The sequence below is a fragment of the Comamonas sp. Z1 genome, assembly GCF_008121555.1.
GTDB lineage: Bacteria > Pseudomonadota > Gammaproteobacteria > Burkholderiales > Burkholderiaceae_C > Comamonas > Comamonas thiooxydans.
This window is the reverse complement of the sequence record NZ_VOQT01000018.1, coordinates 1-23,219: the sequence shown is the minus strand read 5'-3', so window position 1 is coordinate 23,219 and position 23,219 is coordinate 1. Positions and strand designations below refer to the sequence as shown.

Sequence of the window (23,219 nt, the reverse complement as noted above, 5' to 3'; positions counted from 1 at the left end):
GGTGGACACCAACCTTCGTGTAACCCCAGGCTTGTTAGCCTTGTCGCCATGCAGATATCGGAACTTGCCAGCCTGTCGGGTGTGTCCGTACACGCCATTCGCCACTATGAGAGTCTGGGCCTGATTGCCGCCAGTCGGCGTCCTTCCGGCTATCGCGAGTTCGATGACAGCGTGATCCGCGAGCTGCGATTCATCGCCATGTCGCGGCAATGTGGCTTCTCTCTTGCGCAGATTGCCGAGGTATTGCCGGCCTACCGCTGCAAGTCCCTGACGGCCAGCCAGATCGTCTGCAGGCTTGAGGAGCGCATTGCCGAGATCGATGCCGAAATCGCCAAGCGCAACGCTCTGCGTCAGCACCTGGTTTCCCATGTGGAATGGTTTCGTCTGCGCGAGCAGCGGCCAGCCTCGAAACCGGGATTTCCTCGCGTCTCTGCGCGAGGCGGCAATGATGCCGGTCCATCCGGCAGGAGGGGGAGCAAGTCATGACACCGCAGAACGAACACTTTGCCCGAGACATCAGGGCGCTGGTGCTGTCCATGCCAGTGGCGCAGATGCTGCAACTGCGCTTTGAGCGCATAGAGCCCGGCGAGGTCGATCTCTGCCTGCCCTATCAGGACAGTCTGAGTTTCAGGCCCGGCCAGTTGCAGGCAACGCCGGTCTTTGCCATCGCAGACTTTGCTGCCGTATCGGCGGCAGGGACGCTGCTGCCGCCGGGCTGGATCAATGCCACCGTGGACTGCAGCATCAAATACCTGGCTCCTGCCGATGGCGAGACATTGCTGGCACGTGGCCGCGTCATCCAGGCCAGCAAGCTGCTGACGGTTGCCAGGGCGGATGTGTTTTCTCGCAAGGCGGACCGGGAGCTGCTGTGCGCCACCATGCTGGCCACGGCGCGGAACCTGGCGCCTGCGCAGTAGGAGGCCTTTTGGGGTGCTGTGGCGCCTGAACGCTGGATGCTATCGAGGTTGATTTTTCTCGATAGCGGGCCTGTAACCGGCCGAGTCAGCGCCTTCAAGGCAAACTACAGCCCATCATGAAGACCCAGTACTACACTGCTTCCAGCCTGGACGGCTTTCTTGCCACCGAAGACGACTCTCTGGACTGGCTGTTTCCGTTGGGCAGCCTGACGCAGTCCAGCTATCCGGGCTTTATTGCCCAGGTCGGTGCGCTGGCCATGGGCTCGTCCACCTATGAGTGGATGGTCCGCAACGCCGATGCGGTGAAGAAGGAGAGCGGCGCGGCCTGGCCTTATGCACAGCCTGCCTGGGTTTTCTCCAGCCGTCAGCTGCCGTTGATAGAGGGAGCCGATGTACGCTTTGTCAGCGGCGATGTGCGGCCCGTGCTGGCAAGCATGAGGGCTGCAGCCGGCGACAAGAACATCTGGATCGTGGGTGGCGGAGATCTGGCGGGACAGTTCCATGACGCGGGCCTGCTCGATGAAGTCATCGTGCAGATTGGCTCGGCCACTCTGGGCCGTGGCAAGCCTTTGTTGCCGCGCCGCTTGCTGAGTCCCGTGCTGCAGCTGCAGTCCGTGCAGCAGATGGGCCCGGGAATGGCCGAGCTGCGCTACACCGTGTGCAAGACGCAGCCGCCCGCGAATTAACGGCTGCTTCTGGCAGGCCAGAGCACCGAAGCAATCGCCACCACCATCAGGCAGACAGCAGTCCAGTCCTGCCAGTGCAAGACCTCGCCCAGCCACCAGGCGCCCACGAACACGCCCAGCACCGGAATCATCATCACGCTCAGCGTGGAGGCCACGGGCGGCAGGCTGCGGGCCAGATAGAACCACACGGCCTGGGCGAAGCCCAGCACCAGCACACCATTGAAAGCGATGGCAGCCAGAGCGCTCTGGTCGGGCATATGCCATTGCTGGCGCTCGAAAACAAAGGCCAGCACGGTCAGCACCACGGTGGTGATGGCCACCATCCACAGCGACAGCGTCATCAGCGGCACCGGCGCCTCGGTGCGGCGCAGCAGCTGCGTGCCCCAGGCCCAGCCGGCGGCGGCGATCAGCATCAGCATCACGCCCAGGGGCTTGCTACCCAGAGCGCCAACCTCATGCCACAGCAGCAGCAGCACGCCGGCAAAGGCCGCTCCCACGCCGGCCCAGGCGCGGGCGCCCAGCCGGTCCTTGAAGAACAGGCTGCCGAACACGGCCGAGAAGATGGGCATGGTGTAACCCAGAATCGCCGCGCGCCCGCTGGACAGCGTGGGGATGGCAATGATGATCAGGCAGTGCCAGAGCACCATATTGAACAGCGTGAGCTTGGCCAGCTGGCCCCAGTAGCTGCGCGGTATGGTCAGCGGCAAGCGCTGGCTGGTCACAAACAGGGCCAGAATCGGCAGGCCTATCCACATGCTGACCATGCGAAAACTCAGAGGCGGGAAATGCTGTACGCCGAGCTTCATTACCGGCCAGTTCAGGCCCCAGACGATGGTGAGCAGGACGAGAAGAATGAGCTGTTTGGGCGTAAACGAAGGCATGGGTGTGGATTATCTCCCCCCGGGATGACTTTCTCCCCCTGTGGCGCTTCGCGCCTTCCCCCTCTCTCTACGCGCTGCGCGCTATGGGAGGGGGACGACAGCCTCGCTGCGGGGCGGCCCTTGCTCGCTGTCTCTCCACTGGTGTGTGCCAAGTTTGACGTCTTGCTGCAAAACCTGTGGCAAGGCTTGGAAGGGGTGAACAATTAAAATCCCCCTTTATGACTTTTATCGACATGCTGCGCGACGCGTCCACGCGCAATGACTCCATGCTGTGCGTGGGTCTGGACCCCGAACCCAGCCGCTTTCCCGGTGCCATGAAGGGCGATGCGTCCAAGATCTACGACTTCTGTGCAGCCATCGTCGATGCCACCCATGATCTGGTCAACAGCTTCAAGCCCCAGATCGCCTACTTTGCCGCCCACCGTGCCGAAGACCAGCTCGAAAAGCTGATGGAGCACATGCGCCGAGTGGCACCCCATGTGCCCGTGATTCTGGATGCCAAGCGCGGCGATATCGGCTCCACCGCCGAGCAATACGCCAAGGAAGCCTTCGAGCGCTATGGCGCCGATGCCGTGACGCTCTCTCCCTTCATGGGTTTCGACTCCATCACGCCCTATCTCAAGTACGAAGGCAAAGGGGCTTTTTTGCTGTGCCGCACCTCCAACCCCGGCGGTGACGATCTGCAGGCCCAGGTCCTGGCCGATGTGCCTGGCAACCCCCATATGTTCGAGCATGTGGCCAAGCTGGCCCAAGGCCCCTGGAACACCAACGGCCAACTGGGCCTGGTGGTGGGTGCAACCCGTCCCAACGAGATCGAGCGCGTGCGTGCCGTGGCTCCCACCTTGCCGCTGCTGATTCCCGGCGTGGGCGCACAGGGTGGCGATGCCGTTGCAACCGTCAAGGCGGCTCGCATCGGCGGCGGACCCATCATCATCAACTCCTCGCGCGCCATTCTGTACGCAGGGCAGGGCGATGACTTTGCCAAGGCTGCACGCGAAGCCGCCATCGCCACGCGCGCCACGCTGCAGGCTGCAGCCCAGAGCTGAGGCAGGGTAGGCTCTGGCCATGCAAAGCAAATGGCTGGAAGACTTTCTGCTTCTGGCTCAGGAGCGCAGCTTCACCCGTGCGGCAGAGCTGCGCCATGTCACCCATCCTGCGTTTGGCCGGCGCATTCGTGCGCTGGAGGCATGGGCTGGAACGCCGCTGATCGAAGCGGGCGGCGGGCCGGTTCGCCTCACCCCGGCCGGTGAAGCCTTTCGCGACACCGCCGAGCAGATGGTGCGCACCCTGGCCCAGTCGCATGACGAGCTGCAGGCCGTGGCCGGTCGGCAGGCCCATGTGATCACGCTGGCCACGGGGCGTACCCTGGCGCGTACCATCGTGGCTGACTGGCTGGCGCGCTACGGCAGCGTGCTGCAGACGGCGGAGATGCGCATCGTTACCCGCACACTCGACGAAACCGTGCACATGCTGCAGCGCGGCGAAGTCAGCTTTGCCCTGCTCTATCACCATGCGGCCATTGCCGTGCGACTGGATGGCCGTCAGTTCAACTATCTGACGGTGATGAGCGACAAGCTGGTGCCCGTTGCGCGGGCCGATGCCGAAGGCAAGCCCTTGTTTGCACTGGCGCAGGCCCTGTTGCCCGGTGCCAGCCCCGTGCCCTATCTGGCCTTCTCGCACAGCATGGCTCTGGGGCGGCTGGCCGAAGATCATCTGGCCAGCCATCCGCTGTGGCCACGTCTGCGCCGCTGCATCGAATGCGATTCTGCGGATGCCAATTACGAGTACGTGCTAAAGGGTCTGGGCGTGGCCTGGATGCCCTGGTCCATGGTGCAGCGCGACTGCCAGGACGGTCGTCTGGCGCTGGCCGGGGACGGCAGCCTGGACGTGCATTTCGATGTGCGGCTTTATCGGCCCAAACGCCGCTTGAGCACCGCTGCGGAGCAGTTCTGGACCGATATCACTGGCCAGTAAATAAGCAGTCACTCCTTTTTTGCCTGCGGCCAGACCTGAAGCTGGAAAAACAACAGCGGGTATCGGGCTCCTTGCAGCATTGCTCCCTCTCTATTTGCTCAAAAACGCGTTGATGTGCTGAAATGGCACGAAAATGTGCCAGATCGGCACTGAAAGGTTTTCTCCGTATTCGGACAATTGCCTCATACAGATTCGGAATAGTTTCATGCAGAACACAAACATCCTCCGCCGTACCGCCATCGCTGCGGGCCTGCTGCTGGGCGCTGCCGTGGCAGTGCCTGCCATCGCCGCCGACAACTATCCCAGCAAGGCCATCACCATGGTCGTGGGCTATCCGGCCGGTGGCAGCACCGACCTGGTCGGTCGTCTGGTGGCCGATGGCCTGGCCAAGCAGCTGGGCCAGCCCGTGGTGGTGGAAAACCTGGGCGGTGCCGGTGGCGCCATCGGTGCGCAGAAGGTGGCCAAGGCCCCAGCCGACGGTTACACCATCATGGTGGGCGCCAACAATGAGCTGGCCATCGCCAGGCTCATCAACAAGGCCGTGAAGTACAACATTGGCGACTTCACTCCCATCGGTCTGGTGGGTTCCCAACCCATGGTGCTGGTCGCATCGCACAAGGCCGGCGTGAAGAACGCGGCCGAGTTCGTGAGCCTGGTGTCCAAGAACCCCGACAAGTTCAGCTACGGCAGCTCCGGCGTGGGCACGGCGCTGCACCTGGCCGGCGAGCTGGTCAAGGAGCAGGGCAAGCTGCAGATGACCCATGTGCCTTACAAGGGCGTGGCACCGCTGACCACAGACCTGGTGGGCAACAACATCGAGTTCGGCGTGTTCGTGCTGTCCTCGGGCCTGCCCCATATCAAGGCCGGCAAGGTCGTGGCCCTGGGTACGACCGAAGCCAAGCGCTCGGCTATCACCCCCGATATTCCTGCCCTGTCCGAGCTGCCCCAGTTCAAGAACGTGGACATCAACAGCTGGTTTGCGCTGATGGCTCCCAAGGGCCTGCCCGCTCCCATCGCCGCCAAGCTGAAGAAGGCGCTGGAAGAAACCATGGCTTCGCCCGAGTTCCGCAAGAAGATGGAAGAGACCGGCAATGTGGTGGCCGATCCCAAGGTGGATGCCGGCAAGTACATCAACACCGAGATTGCCAAGTACTCGAAGATTGTTCAGTTCGCCAAGATTGAGAACTGATAGTGGCACCGCCTGGGTGGTCTGAGACTGCCTGAGGTTCTGAACGGCTTGTGTCTTTTGGGGCGCAAGCCGTTTTTGTTTCTTGGCTGATTTGAGGGCAGAGGGCGGGCCGAGCCCCGCCCTCTGAGTGCCAATCAAGCAAGCCGTAATAATCGAATCAAATCGGCATCAAGCGCAGACCCACAAAGCGCAACCAGCTCTCAATTCTGAGTCGCCAGCTGACAACGCGCAGGCGACACTGCCCCCACATTCACCTTCTGCGCGGCCAGCGCCGCATCCAGCGTTTCCCCGAGCAGCAGATTGCGCGCCAGCAGGCTGTAGCCGGCGGCGCTCTGGATGCCGTAGCCGCCCTGGGCGGCAACCCAGAAAAAGCCCGGCACAGGCGTGGGCGAGGCATCCCAGCCTATTACCAGCTCGCCATCGGCGACAAAGCTGCGCAGGCCGGCCCAGGTATGCGAGGGGCGGCGGATTTGCAGCGTGGTGGCTTCCTCGATGTGATAGATGCCGGTCGCAATGTCCAGCTCTTCGGGCACGACATCGTGCGGTGCCACGGGGTCTGCATTGGCGGGTGAGCCCAGCAGCTGGCCGGCGTCGGGCTTGATGTACCAGTTTTCATCGGCGCTGATGATGGCGGGCCAGTGCGTGGCATCCATGCCTTCGGGGGCCGGGAAGGTGAAGGCGCTGCGGCGCTTGGGCGTGATGCCGATGGGCGCCGCGCCCACCATGGCGGCCACGACATCCACCCAGGCCCCGGCGGCGTTGACGATGACCTTGGCACGAAGGCTGCGGCCCTGGGGCAGGGCAATGTGCCAGAAGTCGTTGACCCGGGTGATGGCCTGGACCTCGGCGTTACACCACAGATCGCCGCCGCGCTGGCGCAGGCCGCGGATATAGCCCTGGTGCAGGCCGTGCACATCGATATCGCGTGCGCCGGTGTCCAGAAAGCCGTCCACCAAGACCTCGGTGTCGAGCGCGGGAACCAGGGCCTTGAGCTGTGCGGCGCTCAGGCGCCGGGCCTCGGGGGAGTGGATGGTGGCTTCGGCGTAGGCGGCGTCGACCAGATCCTTTTGCTCGGCCGTGCCCACATAGAGCACGCCGCGCGGCGTGAGGATGGGAGCTTCGGCAAAACCGGCCGGTGGCGCATCGTAGAAGGCGCGGCTGGCGCGGGTCAGGGCCTGCACCTGGGCCGGCCCGTAATGCTCTTCAAACAGTGCGGCCGAGCGGCCGGTGGTGTGATAGCCGGGCTGGGATTCGCGCTCCAGCACTAGCACGGAAGGCGGAGTATCGCCACCCGACTGCGCCAACTGCCAGGCGGCAGATGCACCGGCCATGCCCGCGCCCACGATGACGAAATCCCAGACATCTTTCTGCATTGCTTCTCTCCTCGGTGTCGCCGGCCATGGTCCTGCATGGCCGGCTGTGCTTGGTCAATCCTGGCTTGTGGCCGACTTGGCTCTGGATTTGGCAGGAGCCTTGTCCAGATAGGGCTTGAGGTAGCGGCCCGTCACGCTGGCCGGGTTGGCCGCGACTTCCTCTGGCGTGCCCTGAGCCACGACCTGGCCGCCGCCCGAGCCACCCTCGGGGCCCATGTCGATCAGCCAGTCTGCGGTCTTGATGACGTCGAGGTTGTGCTCGATCACGACGATGGTGTTGCCCGCATCGCGCAGCTGGTGCAGCACCTTCAGAAGCAGGGCGATGTCGGCAAAGTGCAGGCCCGTGGTGGGCTCGTCGAGGATGTAGAGCGTGCGGCCGGTGTCGCGCTTGGACAACTCCTGTGCGAGCTTGACGCGCTGGGCCTCGCCACCCGACAGCGTGGTCGCGCTCTGGCCCAGGCGGATATAGGACAGACCCACGTCCAGCAGGGTCTGCAGCTTGCGCGCAATGCTGGGCACGTCCTTGAAGAAGGCATGAGCGTCTTCGACCGTCATCTCCAGAATCTGCGAGATGTTCCGGCCCTTCCACTGCACTTCCAGTGTTTCGCGGTTGTAGCGCTGGCCGTGGCAGATGTCGCAGGGCACGTAGACATCGGGCAGAAAATGCATTTCCACCTTGACCACGCCGTCGCCCTGGCAGGCTTCGCAACGGCCGCCCGAGACATTGAACGAGAAGCGCCCGGGGCCGTAGCCGCGCTCCTTGGCGGTATTGGTTTCGGCCATCAGCTCGCGGATTGGCGTGAACAGGCCGGTATAGGTTGCGGGGTTGCTGCGTGGCGTGCGGCCTATGGGTGACTGGTCGACGTTGATGACCTTGTCGAAATAGTCGATGCCGGCGATGTCGTCATGCGCAGCCGGCTCGGTGCCTGCACGGTGTACCTGGCGTGCCACTTCGGCATACAGCGTGTCGTTGACCAGGGTGGATTTGCCCGAGCCCGAGACGCCGGTCACGCAGGTGAACAGGCCGACGGGGAAGTCCACCGTCACGTTCCTGAGGTTGTTGCCGCGCGCGCCTTGCACGGTCAGCGCCTGAAGGTCGGTGCGCGCCTTGCTCGCAGATTCCCGCTTTTTGGCGGCCGTGACCGGAAAGCGCGATGTGCTTTGGCTGGTTTCGGCTTCACTGTCCTTGCGCAGCACGGGCAGCCAGGCGGTGCGCTGCCTGGGCACGGGAATGCTTTGTACGCCGCTCAGATAGCGGCCCGTGGGCGAATCGGGGCTGGCCTTGATGTCTTCATAGCTGCCCTGGGCCATGATGCGGCCGCCATGCACGCCGGCGCCCGGGCCCATGTCGATGATCTGGTCGGCCGCCCGCATCATGTCTTCGTCATGCTCGACCACGATCACACTGTTGCCGATATCGCGCAGATGCTCCAGCGTGGCAATCAGCTTGTCGTTGTCGCGCTGGTGCAGGCCGATGGAGGGCTCGTCCAGCACATACATGACGCCCGTCAGGCCCGAGCCGATCTGGGACGCCAGGCGAATGCGCTGGGCCTCGCCGCCCGAGAGCGTGTCGGCGCTGCGGTCCAGGCTCAGGTAGGACAGGCCCACATCGTTGAGGAAGAGCAGGCGCGAGGCGATCTCACGCACGATCTTGTCCGCAATCTCGGCCTTGGCCCCGGCCATGCTCAGTTGCTTGAACCAGCCCAGCGCATCGGCCAGCGTGGCATGGCTGACCTCATAGATGGAGCGGGCCTGCTCGCCATCGCCCACGCGCACAAAGCGCGCTTCGCGGCGCAGGCGCGTGCCTTCGCATTCAGGGCATTTGCGAACGCTGCGCAGCTTGGCCAGGTCGTCGCGAACCACCTGGGATTCGGTCTCGCGAAAGCGGCGCTGAATATTGGGGATGATGCCTTCGAACGGGTGCGACTTGATAAAGGCTTCGCCCTTGCGTTCGCCGCTCTCGAAAACATAGTTGAACTCCATGGACTCGTCGCCCGAGCCAAAGAGAATCACGTCGCGCACCTTCTCGGGCAGCTCCTCGAACGCCGTCTCGGTGCTCACGCCATAGTGCTTGGCCACGCTCTCCAGCATGGAGAAGTAGTAGTTGTTGCGCTTGTCCCAGCCCTTGATGGCGCCGCTGGCCAGACTCAGCGACGGGAAGGGCACGACGCGGTCGGGGTCGAAGGCTTCGCTGTTGCCCAGGCCGTCACATGCCTGGCAGGCTCCCATGGGGGAGTTGAAGGAAAACAGGCGCGGCTCCAGCTCGGGCAGGGAGTAGTCGCAGAGCGGGCAGGCGAACTTAGCGCTGAACAGATGCTCCTTGCCGCCGTCCATCTCCAGCGCGATGACGCGGCCGCCGGCATCGGCACCGCCGGCGCGCAAGGCAGCCTCAAAGCTCTCGGCCAGGCGCTGCTTGATGTCTTCGCGCACCTTGACGCGGTCTATCACCACATCGATGTTGTGGCGCTCGTTCTTCTCCAGCTTGGGCAGGGACTGGGCATCGTAGATCTGCCCGTCGACACGAAAGCGCACGTAGCCCTGGGCCTGGAGCTGCACGAAAAGCTCGGCGAACTCGCCCTTTTTCTCGCGCGCCAGGGGCCCGAGGATCATCAGCTTGGTGTCCTCGGGAAGCTGCAGCACGCTGTCCACCATCTGGCTGATGGTCTGGGCCTGCAGCGGTAGATTGTGGTCGGGGCAGAACGGTGTACCGGCGCGGGCGTAGAGCAGGCGCAGATAGTCGTTGATCTCGGTCACCGTGCCCACGGTGGAGCGCGGGTTGTGGCTGGTGGCCTTTTGCTCGATGGAAATGGCGGGGGACAGGCCCTCGATCAGATCGACATCGGGTTTGTCCAGGCGGCCCAGAAACTGGCGTGCATAGGCCGAGAGACTCTCCACGTAACGGCGCTGGCCTTCGGCGTACAAGGTATCGAAGGCCAGGCTGGACTTGCCCGAGCCCGACAGGCCGGTGATCACCACCAGCTGGTTGCGGGGAATGTCCAGGTCGATGTTCTTGAGGTTGTGCGTGCGTGCGCCGCGAATGGCGATACGTGTCTGCGCCAGAGAACGGCCCAGATAGAGGCTGTCATCATGGACTTCAGAGGGCGAATCAGGCTTCAGGGACACGGGCGCTCCAGACGGGGAAAACTCTCCATGATAGTCAGACGGGCTTGCGCGTGACTAGATGATTCAGGTTCACGGACAATCTACGGTTTTATTTCCTCTCTTTTGCCCGGTAGTGGTTTAGTTAACCTGGGCATAAGACTTTGACTCTTGGCAAAATCTGAGCGTGAAAAAAATCAATACCTCCCCCAGCGCGGGCACGCAGGGCACGGACAAATCCCCTTCCACCATGACCTCCCAGGAACGCCGCTCCAGCGGCGCCCTGGCGCTGATCTTTGCGCTGCGCATGCTGGGCCTGTTCCTGGTGCTGCCCGTCTTCATGCTGGAGGCACGCAAATACCCTGGCGGTGACGACCCTGCCATGATCGGCTTGGCCATGGGCCTGTATGGCCTGACCCAGGCCCTGTTCCAGTTACCCATCGGCCTGGCCTCTGACCGTATCGGCCGCAAGCGTGTCATCGTCGCCGGCCTGTTGGTGTTTGCGGCGGGCAGCCTGATTGCGGCCATGGCCGACTCGCTGACCGGCCTGATGGCGGGGCGTGCCATTCAGGGCGCAGGTGCCGTGTCTGCCGCCGTCACGGCCCTGCTGGCCGATTTGACGCGCGATGGCGTGCGTACCAAGGCCATGGCCATGGTCGGCGGCAGCATCGGCCTGATGTTTGCACTGGCGCTGGTGCTGGCGCCGCTGCTCAATGCCTGGATAGGCCTGTCCGGCATCTTCGGCCTGACCTGCGCGCTGGCGCTGGCCGGCATTGCCGTGGTGCTGTGGATGGTGCCGCCAGAGCCCAGGCAGCATGCCGATGCGCCCAAGGGCAGGTTCAGCGAGCTGCTGGGCCAGTCCGATCTGCTGCGCCTGAATTTTGGCGTCTTCATTCTGCATACCGTGCAGATGTCCATGTGGGTGGCCGTGCCGGCCATGCTGGTGCAGGCCGGTCTGGCCAAGGAGCAGCACTGGCATATCTATCTGCCGGCCGTGCTGCTGTCCTTTCTGGCCATGGGCCTGCTGTTTTCTATGGAGCGCAAGGGCAAGCTGCGCAAGGCCTTGCTGGGAGCCATTGGTCTGGTACTGGTTGTGCAGATCGGTCTGGGCATGCTGGCCGCCAGCGGCAGCATTCCGACGGTCTGGTGCATGGCGCTGCTGATGTTTCTGTTTTTCTGCGGCTTCAATGCTCTTGAAGCCACCCAGCCAAGCCTGGTCTCGCGCATGGCTCCGGCGCCGCTGCGGGGTGCGGCATTGGGTGCCTATAACACGCTGCAGTCGCTGGGCCTGTTTGCCGGTGGCGCTGTCGGTGGTGCAGTCGCCAAATTTGCGGGCGTGCCGGGCTTGTTCATCATGACGGCTGTGCTCGTTGCCCTGTGGCTGCTCGTGACCTGGCCGCTGCGACCGGTGGGGCGTCACTGACTTACAGCAACACCCCCTGAGGCGCTGTGCGCCTAGGCGGCCCCGCCTTCCCCCTCTCTGCTACGCGGAGGGGGACGCAGCCATCGCAGCGGGGCTGCCCTTGCTCGGCTGCTCGCGCGCAGTGGCCCCTTTCCTGCTGGGGCCCCATGTATCGCCGTGATGGGATATAGGGCAATCCCGTGCTCGTCATGGCTGGCTTGGGGCAAAATGCGAGGTTCATTGGTTCGGGACCTTTCGTAATTGCCCGGGCCACTTTTTGAAAAGGTATCTCTATGGCATCCGTCAACAAAGTCATCATCGTCGGCAATCTGGGTCGTGACCCCGAAATGCGCACCTTCCCCAGCGGCGATCAGGTGGCCAATGTGACCATCGCCACCACAGACCGCTGGCGCGACAAGAACACCGGCGAAAACCGCGAAGCCACCGAATGGCACCGTGTGGTCTTCAACGGCAAACTGGCTGAGATCGTGGGCCAGTACCTGCGCAAAGGCAGCCAGGTCTATGTGGAAGGCAGCCTGCGCACCCGCAAGTGGACCGACCAGGCCTCCGGCCAGGAACGCTACGCCACCGAAATCCGTGCCGACGCCATGCAGATGCTGGGCAGCCGCCAGGGTGGTGGTCAGCAGCAAGGCGGCTACGGCAGCGATGATGGCTATGGCGAAAGCAGCTACGAAGCACCCCGCCGTCAGGCTCCCGCTCCCATGCAGCAGCGCCCCGCACCGGCACCCATGCAGCAGCGTCCTGCTCCTGCACCCATGGCTCCTCCTCCCCAGCGCGCAGCTTCGGGGTTTGACGACATGGATGACGACATCCCGTTCTAGAGCCTACCTTTCCTGATTTGTAAACAAGAGGCCCGAGATGACGAATCTACGGGCCTTTTTCTTTGTTAACATTTTTTTCGAAGGCCGATAGTGTGTACTTATCGACTACCTTTGAGGAAATGTAAACATGTCAGTAGGCTATCAAGTCAGAACGATACGTTTGGAGTCTGGTGAGCGGCTTCCGCTGCTACTAAGCGAAGAAACTGGAGTGCCAGTCTGGGATGTGACGCTGTTCATCCTGACGGCGCTGCGCTCTACCAGTTTGGCGACCAACACGATTGCGCATGCGGCTAGAGCCGTGATGGTCGGCCTGCAGGTTTTTCGTTACTTGGGTATCGACCTGAATCAGCGCCTAGAGCAAGGAAAGCTTCTCTCGTTGAGTGAAGTAGATGAGCTTGTGAATTTGGCAGGGCTGAAGCAAGAAGAGCTTGACGCACTCCTAGGAAACAAAAAAAAGTCGCAGGCAGCGTCTCGTGTTGTTTCGCTTGAAAGAGCGCGTATGCGCACCTCAGCTAGAGCTTCAAAGCGAGTCGAGTCTGAAACGAAGGCCACTCGACTCATATATATCCGCAAGTACATTGAATGGCTAAGCGCAGGCAGACGCTTGAAGCTTGATGTTGGTCACGAGCACTTCCGTGCTTTGAATGTAGCGACTGAGACTGTGGTAGGCCAACTGAATGCACGCATCCCTGGTCGCGACCATGACGCCGGTGGCCGACAAGGTGTCAGTGCTGAGGTGCGCGCCCGAATACTAGAGGTCATAAACCCTGATAGCCCAGAAAACCCTTGGAAGGGCAGGCATGTTCGCCTTAGGAATCAGCTCATTTTCATGTGGCTGCTTCTGCTTGGTATTCGGAATGGTGAACTTCTGGGGGTCTATGTCGATGACGTCAATCTCCGCAAAGGAGAAGTTGTCATCACCCGCCGACCAGATAACCCGGAGGATGAGCGCGGGAACGCTCCACTGGTTAAGACAAGAAGCAGGCTCTTAGCCCTTAGTCCTGGGTTAATGGACCTTACGCGTGATTACATCATTGGGAAGAGCAAGGATAAAAAGGGTTCGCGTTCGAGCATCAAGGGCGCGCGACGCCATCCTTACCTTTTTGTGGCCAACGGTACAGGTGCAGCACTGTCAAAGCCGGCCCTCAACAAGCTTTTCAGAGAGCTACGGACGAAGGTGCCTGGACTAACTAATGACCTTTCGCCTCATGTGCTGCGTCACACCTGGAACGACGATTTCTCCGAGCTAATGGACACAAAGGGTGTGTCATCAGAGGATGAGGAAAGGATGCGGCGCCAGGCGATGGGTTGGTCCCCTCAATCGAGGATGGCCGGTCACTATACGAAGAGGCATATCGAACGAAAGAGCAATGAAGCCTCACTAGCGCTGCAAGCCAAATCGTTCAAGCCCACAGATAAGAAAAACTGATGAAAAAAGACTTGCCTACCACTGAGAATCTCCCCGCCCGTCCTTTGAGTACGCTAGGGCCGGTGCGCACCAAGTCTGGTATTGAGTTTGACGCCAGTGCTGATATCTGGGCATTTCGTGATGACGTGACAGACGTGAGTCTGAACTTTAGTCAGCTGACGAACATTTCAGATGAGTTACGTGAGAGTGCGAAAAGAGTGCTGTCTTGGTACGCCGAGAACAATTCATCCGCTCATATGAGGAATCTTTTTCAGCGATTCCAGCACTTCATTCGTATGACGCCGAGTCAGCTCTCAAGTATCAGTGATGTGAGCCTACTCAATTACCGTGCGGGCCTTGACGAGTCGACAGGTTGGTATCTCGGAACTCTCGCCGGATTTCTGAGGAAATGGATTCAGCTGGGTTATCCCGGTGTTGATGAGGGCGTGGATTTACTGCTGAAGCAGCTGCGACTTAAGGGAAATCGAAAAGGTATAGCTGTGCTGACCTGGGACCCCATAGATGGTCCATTCACAACCAACGAGATGGAGGGCCTTCACGCCGCGTTGAACCAAGCCTATGCCTGCGGGTCAGTGTCTGAAGAAGACTACGTCTTGGCTTGGTTGTACATTTTGCTGGGTCAGCGAAATCAGCAATACGCAGCCCTAAAGGTCTGCGATGTACGGGTTAAGAGAAATGCTGAGGGGGTACTTAAGTACTCGATACACATGCCTCGCGCCAAGAAACGCACTAAGAACGCCCGTGCAGAACTGAAAGAGCGCTCTCTCCTTGAGCAGTTTGGCGAAATTCTTGTAGCTTATGCTGAAGGTGTATGCAAGCAATTTGAGGGCCGTTTGGTGGACCCAATGCAGGCTCCTTTGTTTCCGACAAAGCGCTCGGCGGGTGGTACTAACGGATTCGAATTTCACCGGACTGCGCTGGATATTGGAAAGACTATCACCACCGTGCTTGAGGGGCTGTCGGTCGTCTCAGAGCGTACGGGAGAGGTGATGAGCATTACTCCAACACGCTTCCGAAGAACGACAGGGACGCGGGCGGCAGAGGAAGGCTACAGCGAGCTCGAAATCGCAGCCCTCCTTGACCACAGTGATACCCAGAATGTTCAGGTGTATACAGCCAGCTCTCCAGCAATCATCGACCGAATCGACCGAGTAATTGCAATGGGAATTGCGCCTTTGGCCCAGGCGTTTGCTGGGAAATTGGTGGATGGGTTGGGCGTTGACACCTCAAATCGCATTATCGACTTGCGTGTCGACCGCAGCGGTGCACCTATGGGGGACTGTGGGAAACACGGTTTCTGTGGTTTCAATGCTCCCATTGCTTGCTACACGTGCTCAAGCTTCGAAGCATGGGTTGATGGGCCACACGAAGGCGTCTTGGCACACCTTCTTGAAAACCGTGACAGGCAGCTTCAAACCACCGACAAGCGAATTGCGTCTATCAATGACCGCACTATCTTTGCCGTTGCCGCAGTGATTCGGCTTTGCGAGGAGAAAAAAAATCCCGCTGTTAAAGCAAGTGAGGAGACAAAGCTGCTCCCTCTAGAAGCCAGCGAGGAGACCAAGGATGTCTAACTTGGTTCTATTCAAGCCACGTCGCGAACTCAGTGCTGAGAAAAATCTGGCGGCGTTCGTTGCCATGTGTCGTGACGAATTGACAGCTTTAGGGGCTGACCTCCCGTTCGACGAGATGAAGTGGGATGTGACGAACCACATAAAGCTCAAAGGCAAAAATGGGGCGCTGCGTGCAGTCTTCAGCACGTGGGAGTCTGCCGATGACAGCGAGCCGGCACCTATGGCTGAGCCCTATGCCGCTTTCGCAAAGTCATACTTCCGCTATCAACATGCCTTTTGTCCAACAAAATCCATAGGTTCTCGGCTTGCTGCAACCCGGGCCTTAGGTGCGGCATTGGCTGAATATGGTTCGCATGACATCACTCTCGTTCATGGCCAGGTGCTCAATCGCGCAGCTCAGCTCATAGCTGTTCATTACGGTAAGGACACTGCTTATCGGACTGGACAGCAGCTAGAAATGTTGGCGTCATTTATAGACAACAACCGGTTGGCTTCTGTCCCATTGCGTTGGGTAAACCCAATTGAGCGCCCAGTGCAGACGGCTGGGCGAGTTGGTGAAGAGTTTGAAGCTCGCCGGCAGGAAATGCTCCCTTCCTCCTTCGCTCTTGACGCGCTGGCTCGAGCATTCCGTGCCGCATCTGAAACCCCGGACGTTGTTGTGGCATCTGTGGCCGCAATCATGTGCTCGGCCCCGGACCGCGTGAATGAAGTGCTGAGGCTCCAGACAGGATGTGAGGTGCATAGCTCCCGGCAGGAAGCGCCTGAAGCGTATGGGCTACGTTTCTGGCCTTCGAAAGGTGCAGACCCGATGGTCAAATGGGTTGTGCCATCAATGAGTTCAGTGGTTCAGGAGGCGATTAGAAGGTTGCAGGGCACTTCCTCCGAAGCCCGGCAGGTGGCTCGTTGGTACGAGGATAATCCGAGCGCGATGTACCTGCCTTCGCATCTAGAGCACCTGCGAGGGAAAGACTTGTTCATGGATGAACTAGGAGAAGTCCTTTTCGCCGAGCCTGTTAGTCGGACGTCACCAGGGCAGTGGTGCACCGGGAACAAAGTTCCGACCTTCTCTGTCGGAAAGAAGAAAGCCGTCAAGTTCTCTGATGTTGAAGCGGCCATCCTTGGGGAATTACCTCGTGGGTTTCCTTGGCTTGATGCTGATATCGGCCTGCGTTACAGCGAGGCGCTATGCCTCGTTCGGCGCAATGAGTTGCACAAAAGCAGAACGACGTTTCGAGGCATCGTCGAGGCTGTCGACCAGAATTTCATCGCCACTGGTCTGGGCAATCGCTCTGAACACGGTTTCAAATCTATTTTCGATAACTTGGGGCTGTTCGAAGCCGATGGTTCACCTATTGCTATTCGGACGCACCAGTTCCGGCACTACTTGAACACACTCGCTCAAGCTGGAGGCTTGAGTGAGTTGGACATTGCGAAGTGGTCCGGCCGTAAAGACATTCGCCAAAACGAGGCATACAACCATGTCTCCGACCGTGACGTCCAGGCCCGTATTGCTGAGCTTAAGAGAGAAGTTGAGGAGAGCTCATCGACCGATTTGGTCCCTCAGGTTCGCATCAGCCTCGTGCCGAGGTCAGAGTTCAAGAAGCTAGGAATTCAGGCGGCTCACACAACGGATTTCGGTATGTGTGTTCACGACTTCGTCATGTCCCCGTGTCCACTCCATCAGGATTGCAACAACTGCAACGAGCAGGTGTGCATCAAGGGGGACAAGGTCGGCGAAGCCAACGCAAGGGCAGCGCATGAGGAAACAGCGAGTCTGCTGGAAGCTGCGAAAGAAGCTGATGCCGACGGGGAGTATGGTGCGTCGCGCTGGGTTCAGCACCAGACGTTGACCCACTCTCGCCTGTCAGAGCTTATCGCCATCTTGGACAACCCGCGGGTTCCGGAGGGTGCCCTTATTCGCCTCACGCACGTTGAGCAAGCATCTCGACTTCAGCATGCAGTGAAAGCCCGCGCAGCCCTTGAAAAAAAGTCCGACGAGCCGCGCTTGCTGAAATGGATTGTTGTTGAAGAAGGAGCTACTGAATGAGCCGAGCAAAGAATCTTGATGATGAGGACATCGCAAGGATTGTCGGCATATTGGACGGTTGGTCAGGCAGCTTGACATGGGATGCCCTCATCGATTCGATTGAGAAGCATCTCTTCGTGCGTTACACGCGCCAGGCGTTGCACAAACACGTTCGTATTCGGGATGCCTTCACTTTGCGTAAAAAGGCACTTTCATCAGAAAAGCCTCGAAGTCCAAAGGTGGCCTCCAGCCCTGAGTTGGAGCTCGCATGGCAGAGAATTGACAGACTAGAGGCTGAAAATAAGCGGCTGGAGCTTGAGAACACGAGGCTGCTTGAACAGTTCGTCCGGTGGGCATACAACGCGAATACGCGTGGGTTGGATGCTCACTTCCTCAATCAGCCATTGCCTCCAATTAGCAGGAAGTAGCTCTTAGAGGCAGCAGTGACTTGGTAAGAAGTGGGCAACCTGGGGCGGTGCCTCACTTCTTAATTTTCAAGCATGTGCCACACACGGAAGTAATCAGCACCGGCATCCCCCATCGCCTTCTTCCAAACAGCCTCGCCTTTTTCCTTCAGAGCCTTCCGAGTAGCGTAAGGCGTTGCTGGTGCGCCCAGATGGGGAGCAAGTGCGATTGCTGCGTTGCGTGGAACGCCTGCTGACCTCAGCGCGATTTGTTCAGTGGTCCTGACTCCGTAGAGCACCATCGATGGAATGTTGGTTACCTCTGTCTGCTGGCTGAGCGGTAAATCCTCGATACCTTTCCCAAGCTTCATCGCAAGCACAGAAGACAGGCCCCAGGAGGCTGTCATTGCGAGACGCTTAAAGCCTCTGACGCAGTTAGCCAGAGCATCTTCTTCGTTTGCTGCGTCGGAGAAGTAGGTCGTGGCCAGGGTGTCAAAAGATGCACCGTTCACCCAATCTGCGAGCATATCCGCAAGCTTTCGGCCATCTCCGCGGCCCGCTTCCGTTAGCTCATCTCTGATTTCGGGAATGGTGAGCAAGACACCCATCACATCGCGAAGTGTTCCGCTTTTTCCTGAAAATAACTCACTAGGACTTTCTAAGTCAGACAAGTCTTCCACAGCACTCAAGCGACCCAGTGCACCCTTCACACTTTCGAAGCTGAAGCCAGTTGAGTCCACTAGCGTTACTGCTCCCATGTCCTGGGCAATTCGAGCTGCATATTGACGTGAAGCTCGCAGCAGCTTGCTTGCAAGCTGAGGCTTTTCTTCTCGCAGTACTTGATAGCCGAAGGTGCCACGCAGAACCAGCTCAATTTGGTCAGCGAATTTTGCCTGACCGACCTGTCGCAGGGTGTGAGCGATGAACTGGCTGAAGTTGGACCATTCCTTCTTGTAGACCAATTGCGAAAGTTCATGTTCACCTGCCAACAGGTCAAGGTCATTAACCATTGCGATTAGGCGTGAGGCGAGGTCAACCATCGACCTTTGAACAAAAACTCTACATTCGCTTTTCTTCTCCTCACTCGTCGCCGCAAGCGCAACAACGCCAATTGCATCTTGGTCCACTCTACCCACTCGCCCGGCGATGTTCCAAAACTCGGCGTAGCCCATCTTCTCCCCATAACCCATTGGCTTCTGTAGAGAGGAAATGACAAGATTGGAGATTGGAAAGTTGACACCCTGCGCCAAAGTGGTCGTGGCACACAGAGCACGTAAGCGCTTGTTCTCGAATAGCCACTCCATCGCCTGAGCTAATTCCTCAGGAAGGCCTGCGTTGTGAACGCCGACCCCTTGCTTAAGCAGCTTGGCAAGACTACATGCAGGCCCCAGCTCGTGGCTTGCAAAACGACCAACAGCAGCCCGGTCTTCAGCACCCTCCAACTCAGCCTCTGGAACCTTTGCTAGATATTCTGCAGACCTCCAGGTAGCTGCAACGGTCTGGCAAAGGATGACGGTAGGCCCACGTGATGAAAGTAGCTGTGCTGTCGCTGCAGACAACTTACTTGCATTCTGGTGAAGCACTGCTGGAGTGAAGCCCAATTCAGGAGCAACACCATCAAGCTTCAACTGTTCATCCAGATGAAGTGTGTTCTTGCGCGTCGCTATTGGTTCAAACAGGATATGGTCTGCCTTCGCACCCTTTTTTCCTTTGGGTGGAGGGCATACGACTCCAACGATGCGGTCATTGGGAACCCATTGAGCTTCGACTGAATAGTCTTTATAGCTCTCCCGGTCGAGCCATTGAGCTACGCGTTTTGCATTGCTGATGAATGGCGTTAAGAGTAAGAAACGCGCATTGATATGCTCTCGATTCACAATCGAGAGCAAAAGCTCCAACTTAACGGCTCTGTCATCGCCGGCACCGATGCCGTGAGCCTCATCTACAACCACCATGGACAGGCGGCCTAGTTTTGAGCACAGCTCTTCCCGCCTAATGAGCAAGTCGAGTTTTTCAGGTGTGCACACCAGAACATCAACCCTTGGCCCATCGACTTCAGGGTTTTTGGCCGTTAGCGCACTAACTTCTAAAGTGTCGAATTCGAGCGCTGGAGAGAGCTTTTCCACTCGTTTATTAAGCGGGGAAAACTCTCGCCGAAGGCGATTTGTTACTTGATTTACGAGAGCTCTCGTGGGTGCCACATAGGCAACCCAGCCTGGTTCAGTACCCAGGTCATTGAGACTCTGCAAAATACCAAATTGCGCTAGTAAGGTCTTGCCGCTGGACGTCGGAAAATTGACAACCACGGACCGGTGCACATTGGTGGCGAGCCCTTGGTGACGTAACGCTTCACGCTGTGGCGGAAGCAGCTGCAAAATAGGACGTGATGCGCGGTTCGTCAGGCTCTCTGCAAATTGTCTTGCCAGTTGATTTGCACCGCGGGTCGCAGCACGAATAGAGCTACTTTCAAGGCAGTGAGCTGTAGGCCGCAACAAGAAAACGATGTCTAGATTTTGAACTCCTCGAGCGCGGTCCAATGCGGACATGACGCGGTCGAAGTACATATCTATCTGTGCTTTTATATCTCCAGCACCGTCCGCGCTGCCTGTTAAGAGAAAGTCGGCGAGACGCTCACTAATAGTCGCAAGGAAGTAGAGCCCGATGAGCTCAAGTGCTGCGCCGTGGGCGCCGCCACTGAGTTTTTGAAGATAAGCTTTCTCATAGGCCTTCTGCGTTGAGCGCAGCAGGTTCGCCCCCTCTTTGGCCAACATGAGGTCGTTCTGGGACCCATGCCGCAGAATACCCAGCCAGCCGGACCAGACGGTCTCTCGGGCGAATTCAAGCCAGTCACCTTCGGGAGTTGCGTTGACCTTGATTGGAGCCTGCTCTAAAAGCTTTCGACCCTCTTGTGGAAGGTCAGCCAAGACAGCCAAACAAGCGGCACGCAGGTGCCAAGACATAAATTCAGAAGAATCTGTGTCGTTGGGGCGTTGCTCTCGCAGGAGGGAAAATGCGTGCTTGGCAGCGCTTTGCTGCTCTTTGCTCAGTTCAGGGTTGCCGTCGAGAGCATCCCATGTCAGCAATTCAGCTACCAAGCTAACGTAGGCATCCTGCGGCTCCTGGTCGATGTTGGAGCCCACAGCAGCATGCACGCGGCGACGCATTGCCTGCTGGTAAGCGGTCTCAACTGAAGTCAGGGTGGGAGTCATAGGAACTGTTAACTAGGCAACCTGACAGTGTTGTAACCAGTCCGAAGTTGGTAGACAAGTATGCAGCACATAGAGATGGCAGAGTTGCTGTGTGGGAAGTTGGGCACGCATCTTGGCCATGGGAGCCCTGACGTCTAGAACGTCCGGCTTGGTATCTCGTAAAAGCACACCTACCAGCTGGAATTTGCCAGCTGCCAAATTTTCAAGCGCCGATTGGTAAAGGGGGCGATTCGCAGCGTCTTGCGACCTTTCCCTCAAGTAAAACATCAAGGTTCGCTGATACCCACGAGAATCGCTAACTCGTTGCAGTTGGACCGCCATTCCTGAGTGAATGTGAGTCATCACGGAAGGCGGAGACTTTTTCTCGCTCGAGGTCTTTACTTCGCCAAATAGAAAGCAGTAGGTTCCATCAGCTTGCAAAACGTAGCCGGCGATGTCAGCACCGGCTTGGCTCGCATTTGGATTTTTAAGGTCACGCCTTCGATTGCTTGGCAAAACTGAGTTGTGACGCTCAGCTAGGAACAAATCTGCAATGCCTTCGCCAATATCTGCGGAGGTTGTTGAGTACGGTTCACTGTGAATCTCTACCAGTGCGGAGACATCAAAGCCTTCTGCCGATAGTGCAGCGATATCGCTTTCAAAAGCATCAATAGTGGGCTTGTCAAAGACCCGAGCCGCAACGTCGTCACTTAGCCAGGCAACATAGGAACTGTGATTACTGGCATCAAATGCTTGGCAAGAAATATGCCCATCTAGATGGTCGTAAATCTTTACCAAATCAAAGGGTACGGGCATCGTTCGGTATCACCTTGCTAGCTTGCAATTTACTGCGTGGCACTGATATGACATAGCCCCGGTGTTTGGATGAGGCTTCGTTTTACTTTAGTTTCCAAAAGTAACAAGCGTGATTCTATGGCCAATGAGCTCAAGAAATATTTCACAGGCCGGAGATGAGTCGAGTTTGGGACAAACATTGATGCTCAAATGATTCCTGCGCCCTCAAACATCGGTGAATTTTTGCTCCATTTGTCGACAAGAAGTTGTAGTCGAAGGTAGTCGTTTACGAGCAAGCTCTGCATCTGGACAGCAACTACGGCACGACAGCATCCGCGAGAACCTAGAAAACCTCGCAGATGGCTGGCATGGGCTGGATGGCTTGTAATGTTCGTTGAGCACCTATACATTTGAGGTAGGCGTCTGGGCCCAACCTATTTCCGGGTTAAAGCAGACAATTTCTCTTATGAACCCAGCGGACTCCATCCGAGTCGACGCGTAATCGGAAATCGTCGACTGAATACGTGATGAGGGTGCCGAATGGCTTCTATTCTTTTTTGCGAAAAGTCGCTTCAGTCTTTGAAGCGCTACCTGCGCGACGACTTCTTTGAGGTCAAGTCTTCACATCTAACAGAAGCAATTGCAGTAAGCCTTGGATACGGCAAACACGCAGCTTTACTGAGTGACTTGAAGCTCGTCGGTGATAAGGTCGTTTACCGGCTTCTGAGCACCACGAGATTCATGCAGCGGCTCTGCGAGCTTGGTTATCCAGCTGACCCTGAGTTCGATTTCGAATGGATGGTTGGAGCAACGGATGTACCAGACTGCTTGATTTCGACTGTGCCATCCAGCGCCTACGACATTGAGTACAAGGGAAAGCGAGCGACGGCTTGGCGCAATCTAATGGTTGCAGCGGTCAATGAAGGGTTGCGCATACAGTTGTTCTCTTTGAAGCCAGATGACAATCGATGGCACGTTGATAGGTTCGGAGGCGGCAGTGCCTTCTATGACTTTGAGCTGCCAGGTGGACTGGGGGCGAGAGGTTGTGTATCCGACGCAGGATTTGGTGAGCTGAATGTTCACGTCGCCGTCAACCCTAAAGGAAACGCCTTGGCTGCATTCAATGCGGACTTCTTTGCTGGTGACGCTGTCGCTTTGGGATGGCTGGAAAGGAGAGATGGTGCTTGGCTGCAGTCTTCAAAAGAGCGCTTCTCATGCAGGACCGTTCTGCTCGATTCGCTGTCAGCGATGACTTCCGTGAGGGTGTGCAGAATTTTGTGTAAACGGACAATCAACCGCCGGCGCAAGCCGGACTGTCCGTAAGCACAATGAGCACCAAGAAACACGACGTACCCGAAGAACTGCTGTCTGGCCTGCTGGCCAACTACAAGAAGCCCGAAGACCTCATCGGCGAGAACGGCCTGCTCAAGCAGTTGACCA

Annotated in this window: 18 protein-coding genes; 13 read left to right on the top strand and 5 right to left on the bottom strand. The window is 58.5% G+C overall.

Annotated features, from left to right (window positions below; translation table 11 throughout):
- Positions 1–48 precede the first annotated feature (48 nt).
- The 3 genes from FSY45_RS22700 (at position 49) to FSY45_RS22690 (ending at position 1,603) form a co-directional block, all read left to right on the top strand.
- A complete protein-coding gene (locus FSY45_RS22700) occupies positions 49–486 on the top strand; it encodes a MerR family transcriptional regulator (protein WP_046460395.1) in 438 nt (145 codons plus the stop codon).
- Positions 483–917 (top strand): PaaI family thioesterase, encoded by a 435-nt coding sequence (locus tag FSY45_RS22695; protein WP_012840360.1) that lies wholly within the window; start codon positions 483–485, stop codon positions 915–917. The genes FSY45_RS22700 and FSY45_RS22695 overlap by 4 nt, the downstream gene beginning before the upstream one ends.
- Before the next feature lie 116 nt (positions 918–1,033).
- The gene (locus FSY45_RS22690) at positions 1,034–1,603 is read left to right on the top strand and encodes a dihydrofolate reductase family protein (RefSeq protein WP_003064723.1); all 570 of its coding nucleotides are present in this window, start codon (positions 1,034–1,036) and stop codon (positions 1,601–1,603) included.
- Here FSY45_RS22690 and FSY45_RS22685 read toward each other — a convergent pair.
- Entirely contained in the window at positions 1,600–2,484 is an 885-nt protein-coding gene (locus FSY45_RS22685; protein ID WP_003064721.1) for a DMT family transporter, read from the bottom strand. The genes FSY45_RS22690 and FSY45_RS22685 overlap by 4 nt on opposite strands.
- 218 nt (positions 2,485–2,702) lie before the next feature.
- Between FSY45_RS22685 and pyrF the strand changes: the two genes are divergently transcribed.
- From pyrF to FSY45_RS22670, 3 genes are all read left to right on the top strand, one after another.
- On the top strand, positions 2,703–3,530 hold the full coding sequence (gene pyrF / locus FSY45_RS22680) for an orotidine-5'-phosphate decarboxylase (RefSeq protein ID WP_003064718.1): 828 nt from the start codon (positions 2,703–2,705) through the stop codon (positions 3,528–3,530).
- A gap of 19 nt (positions 3,531–3,549) precedes the next feature.
- Positions 3,550–4,458 (top strand): LysR family transcriptional regulator, encoded by a 909-nt coding sequence (locus FSY45_RS22675; RefSeq protein WP_003064716.1) that lies wholly within the window; start codon positions 3,550–3,552, stop codon positions 4,456–4,458.
- Between the two features lie 205 nt (positions 4,459–4,663).
- Complete coding sequence (locus FSY45_RS22670; protein ID WP_003064714.1) at positions 4,664–5,647, top strand: tripartite tricarboxylate transporter substrate binding protein; 984 nt, start codon at positions 4,664–4,666, stop codon at positions 5,645–5,647.
- A 200-nt stretch (positions 5,648–5,847) separates the two neighbouring features.
- Here FSY45_RS22670 and FSY45_RS22665 read toward each other — a convergent pair whose 3' ends face one another.
- Together FSY45_RS22665 and uvrA are read right to left on the bottom strand one after the other, a co-directional pair.
- A complete protein-coding gene (locus FSY45_RS22665; RefSeq protein ID WP_046460396.1) occupies positions 5,848–7,020 on the bottom strand; it encodes an FAD-binding oxidoreductase in 1,173 nt (390 codons plus the stop codon).
- Positions 7,021–7,074: 54 nt separating this feature from the next.
- A complete protein-coding gene (uvrA, locus tag FSY45_RS22660; RefSeq protein WP_046460397.1) occupies positions 7,075–10,143 on the bottom strand; it encodes an excinuclease ABC subunit UvrA in 3,069 nt (1,022 codons plus the stop codon).
- Positions 10,144–10,369: 226 nt separating this feature from the next.
- Here uvrA and FSY45_RS22655 point away from each other — a divergent pair, with 226 nt between their 5' ends.
- From FSY45_RS22655 to FSY45_RS22630, 6 genes are all read left to right on the top strand, one after another.
- Positions 10,370–11,542 (top strand): MFS transporter, encoded by a 1,173-nt coding sequence (locus FSY45_RS22655; RefSeq protein ID WP_046460492.1) that lies wholly within the window; start codon positions 10,370–10,372, stop codon positions 11,540–11,542.
- Between the two features lie 272 nt (positions 11,543–11,814).
- Positions 11,815–12,363: a single-stranded DNA-binding protein gene (gene ssb / locus FSY45_RS22650; protein WP_003064700.1), complete on the top strand. Its 549-nt coding sequence runs from the start codon at positions 11,815–11,817 to the stop codon at positions 12,361–12,363.
- Between the two features lie 127 nt (positions 12,364–12,490).
- Positions 12,491–13,792, top strand: coding sequence for a tyrosine-type recombinase/integrase (locus FSY45_RS22645; protein ID WP_003064696.1), 1,302 nt, complete (start codon positions 12,491–12,493; stop codon positions 13,790–13,792).
- Entirely contained in the window at positions 13,792–15,366 is a 1,575-nt protein-coding gene (locus FSY45_RS22640) for a site-specific integrase (RefSeq protein ID WP_003064693.1), read from the top strand. The genes FSY45_RS22645 and FSY45_RS22640 overlap by 1 nt, the downstream gene beginning before the upstream one ends.
- Positions 15,359–17,413 carry an integrase gene (locus tag FSY45_RS22635; RefSeq protein WP_148748385.1) on the top strand — a complete coding sequence of 685 codons (2,055 nt, stop codon included), beginning with the start codon at positions 15,359–15,361 and terminating at the stop codon, positions 17,411–17,413. The genes FSY45_RS22640 and FSY45_RS22635 overlap by 8 nt, the downstream gene beginning before the upstream one ends.
- On the top strand, positions 17,410–17,820 hold the full coding sequence (locus tag FSY45_RS22630) for a hypothetical protein (protein ID WP_003064687.1): 411 nt from the start codon (positions 17,410–17,412) through the stop codon (positions 17,818–17,820). The genes FSY45_RS22635 and FSY45_RS22630 overlap by 4 nt, the downstream gene beginning before the upstream one ends.
- 59 nt (positions 17,821–17,879) lie before the next feature.
- Here the strand turns inward: FSY45_RS22630 and FSY45_RS22625 are convergent, their stop codons facing one another.
- Positions 17,880–21,005 carry a DEAD/DEAH box helicase gene (locus tag FSY45_RS22625; protein WP_003064684.1) on the bottom strand — a complete coding sequence of 1,042 codons (3,126 nt, stop codon included), beginning with the start codon at positions 21,003–21,005 and terminating at the stop codon, positions 17,880–17,882.
- Positions 21,006–21,017: 12 nt separating this feature from the next.
- On the bottom strand, positions 21,018–21,800 hold the full coding sequence (locus FSY45_RS22620; RefSeq protein WP_003064681.1) for a hypothetical protein: 783 nt from the start codon (positions 21,798–21,800) through the stop codon (positions 21,018–21,020).
- 519 nt (positions 21,801–22,319) lie between these two features.
- On the opposite strand from FSY45_RS22620, the gene FSY45_RS22615 reads away from it, so the two are divergent.
- Positions 22,320–23,102 carry a hypothetical protein gene (locus FSY45_RS22615; RefSeq protein ID WP_187427594.1) on the top strand — a complete coding sequence of 261 codons (783 nt, stop codon included), beginning with the start codon at positions 22,320–22,322 and terminating at the stop codon, positions 23,100–23,102.
- Positions 23,103–23,219: the final 117 nt, after the last annotated feature.

Coding starts and splice junctions, on each gene's coding strand:
- FSY45_RS22700 (WP_046460395.1), top strand. CDS start 49: ATGCAGATATCGGAACTTGCCAGCCTGTCGGGTGTGTCCGTACACGCC.
- FSY45_RS22695 (WP_012840360.1), top strand. CDS start 483: ATGACACCGCAGAACGAACACTTTGCCCGAGACATCAGGGCGCTGGTG.
- FSY45_RS22690 (WP_003064723.1), top strand. CDS start 1,034: ATGAAGACCCAGTACTACACTGCTTCCAGCCTGGACGGCTTTCTTGCC.
- FSY45_RS22685 (WP_003064721.1), bottom strand. CDS start 2,484: ATGCCTTCGTTTACGCCCAAACAGCTCATTCTTCTCGTCCTGCTCACC.
- pyrF (WP_003064718.1), top strand. CDS start 2,703: ATGACTTTTATCGACATGCTGCGCGACGCGTCCACGCGCAATGACTCC.
- FSY45_RS22675 (WP_003064716.1), top strand. CDS start 3,550: ATGCAAAGCAAATGGCTGGAAGACTTTCTGCTTCTGGCTCAGGAGCGC.
- FSY45_RS22670 (WP_003064714.1), top strand. CDS start 4,664: ATGCAGAACACAAACATCCTCCGCCGTACCGCCATCGCTGCGGGCCTG.
- FSY45_RS22665 (WP_046460396.1), bottom strand. CDS start 7,020: ATGCAGAAAGATGTCTGGGATTTCGTCATCGTGGGCGCGGGCATGGCC.
- FSY45_RS22655 (WP_046460492.1), top strand. CDS start 10,370: ATGACCTCCCAGGAACGCCGCTCCAGCGGCGCCCTGGCGCTGATCTTT.
- ssb (WP_003064700.1), top strand. CDS start 11,815: ATGGCATCCGTCAACAAAGTCATCATCGTCGGCAATCTGGGTCGTGAC.
- FSY45_RS22645 (WP_003064696.1), top strand. CDS start 12,491: ATGTCAGTAGGCTATCAAGTCAGAACGATACGTTTGGAGTCTGGTGAG.
- FSY45_RS22640 (WP_003064693.1), top strand. CDS start 13,792: ATGAAAAAAGACTTGCCTACCACTGAGAATCTCCCCGCCCGTCCTTTG.
- FSY45_RS22635 (WP_148748385.1), top strand. CDS start 15,359: ATGTCTAACTTGGTTCTATTCAAGCCACGTCGCGAACTCAGTGCTGAG.
- FSY45_RS22630 (WP_003064687.1), top strand. CDS start 17,410: ATGAGCCGAGCAAAGAATCTTGATGATGAGGACATCGCAAGGATTGTC.
- FSY45_RS22625 (WP_003064684.1), bottom strand. CDS start 21,005: ATGACTCCCACCCTGACTTCAGTTGAGACCGCTTACCAGCAGGCAATG.
- FSY45_RS22620 (WP_003064681.1), bottom strand. CDS start 21,800: ATGCCCGTACCCTTTGATTTGGTAAAGATTTACGACCATCTAGATGGG.
- FSY45_RS22615 (WP_187427594.1), top strand. CDS start 22,320: ATGGCTTCTATTCTTTTTTGCGAAAAGTCGCTTCAGTCTTTGAAGCGC.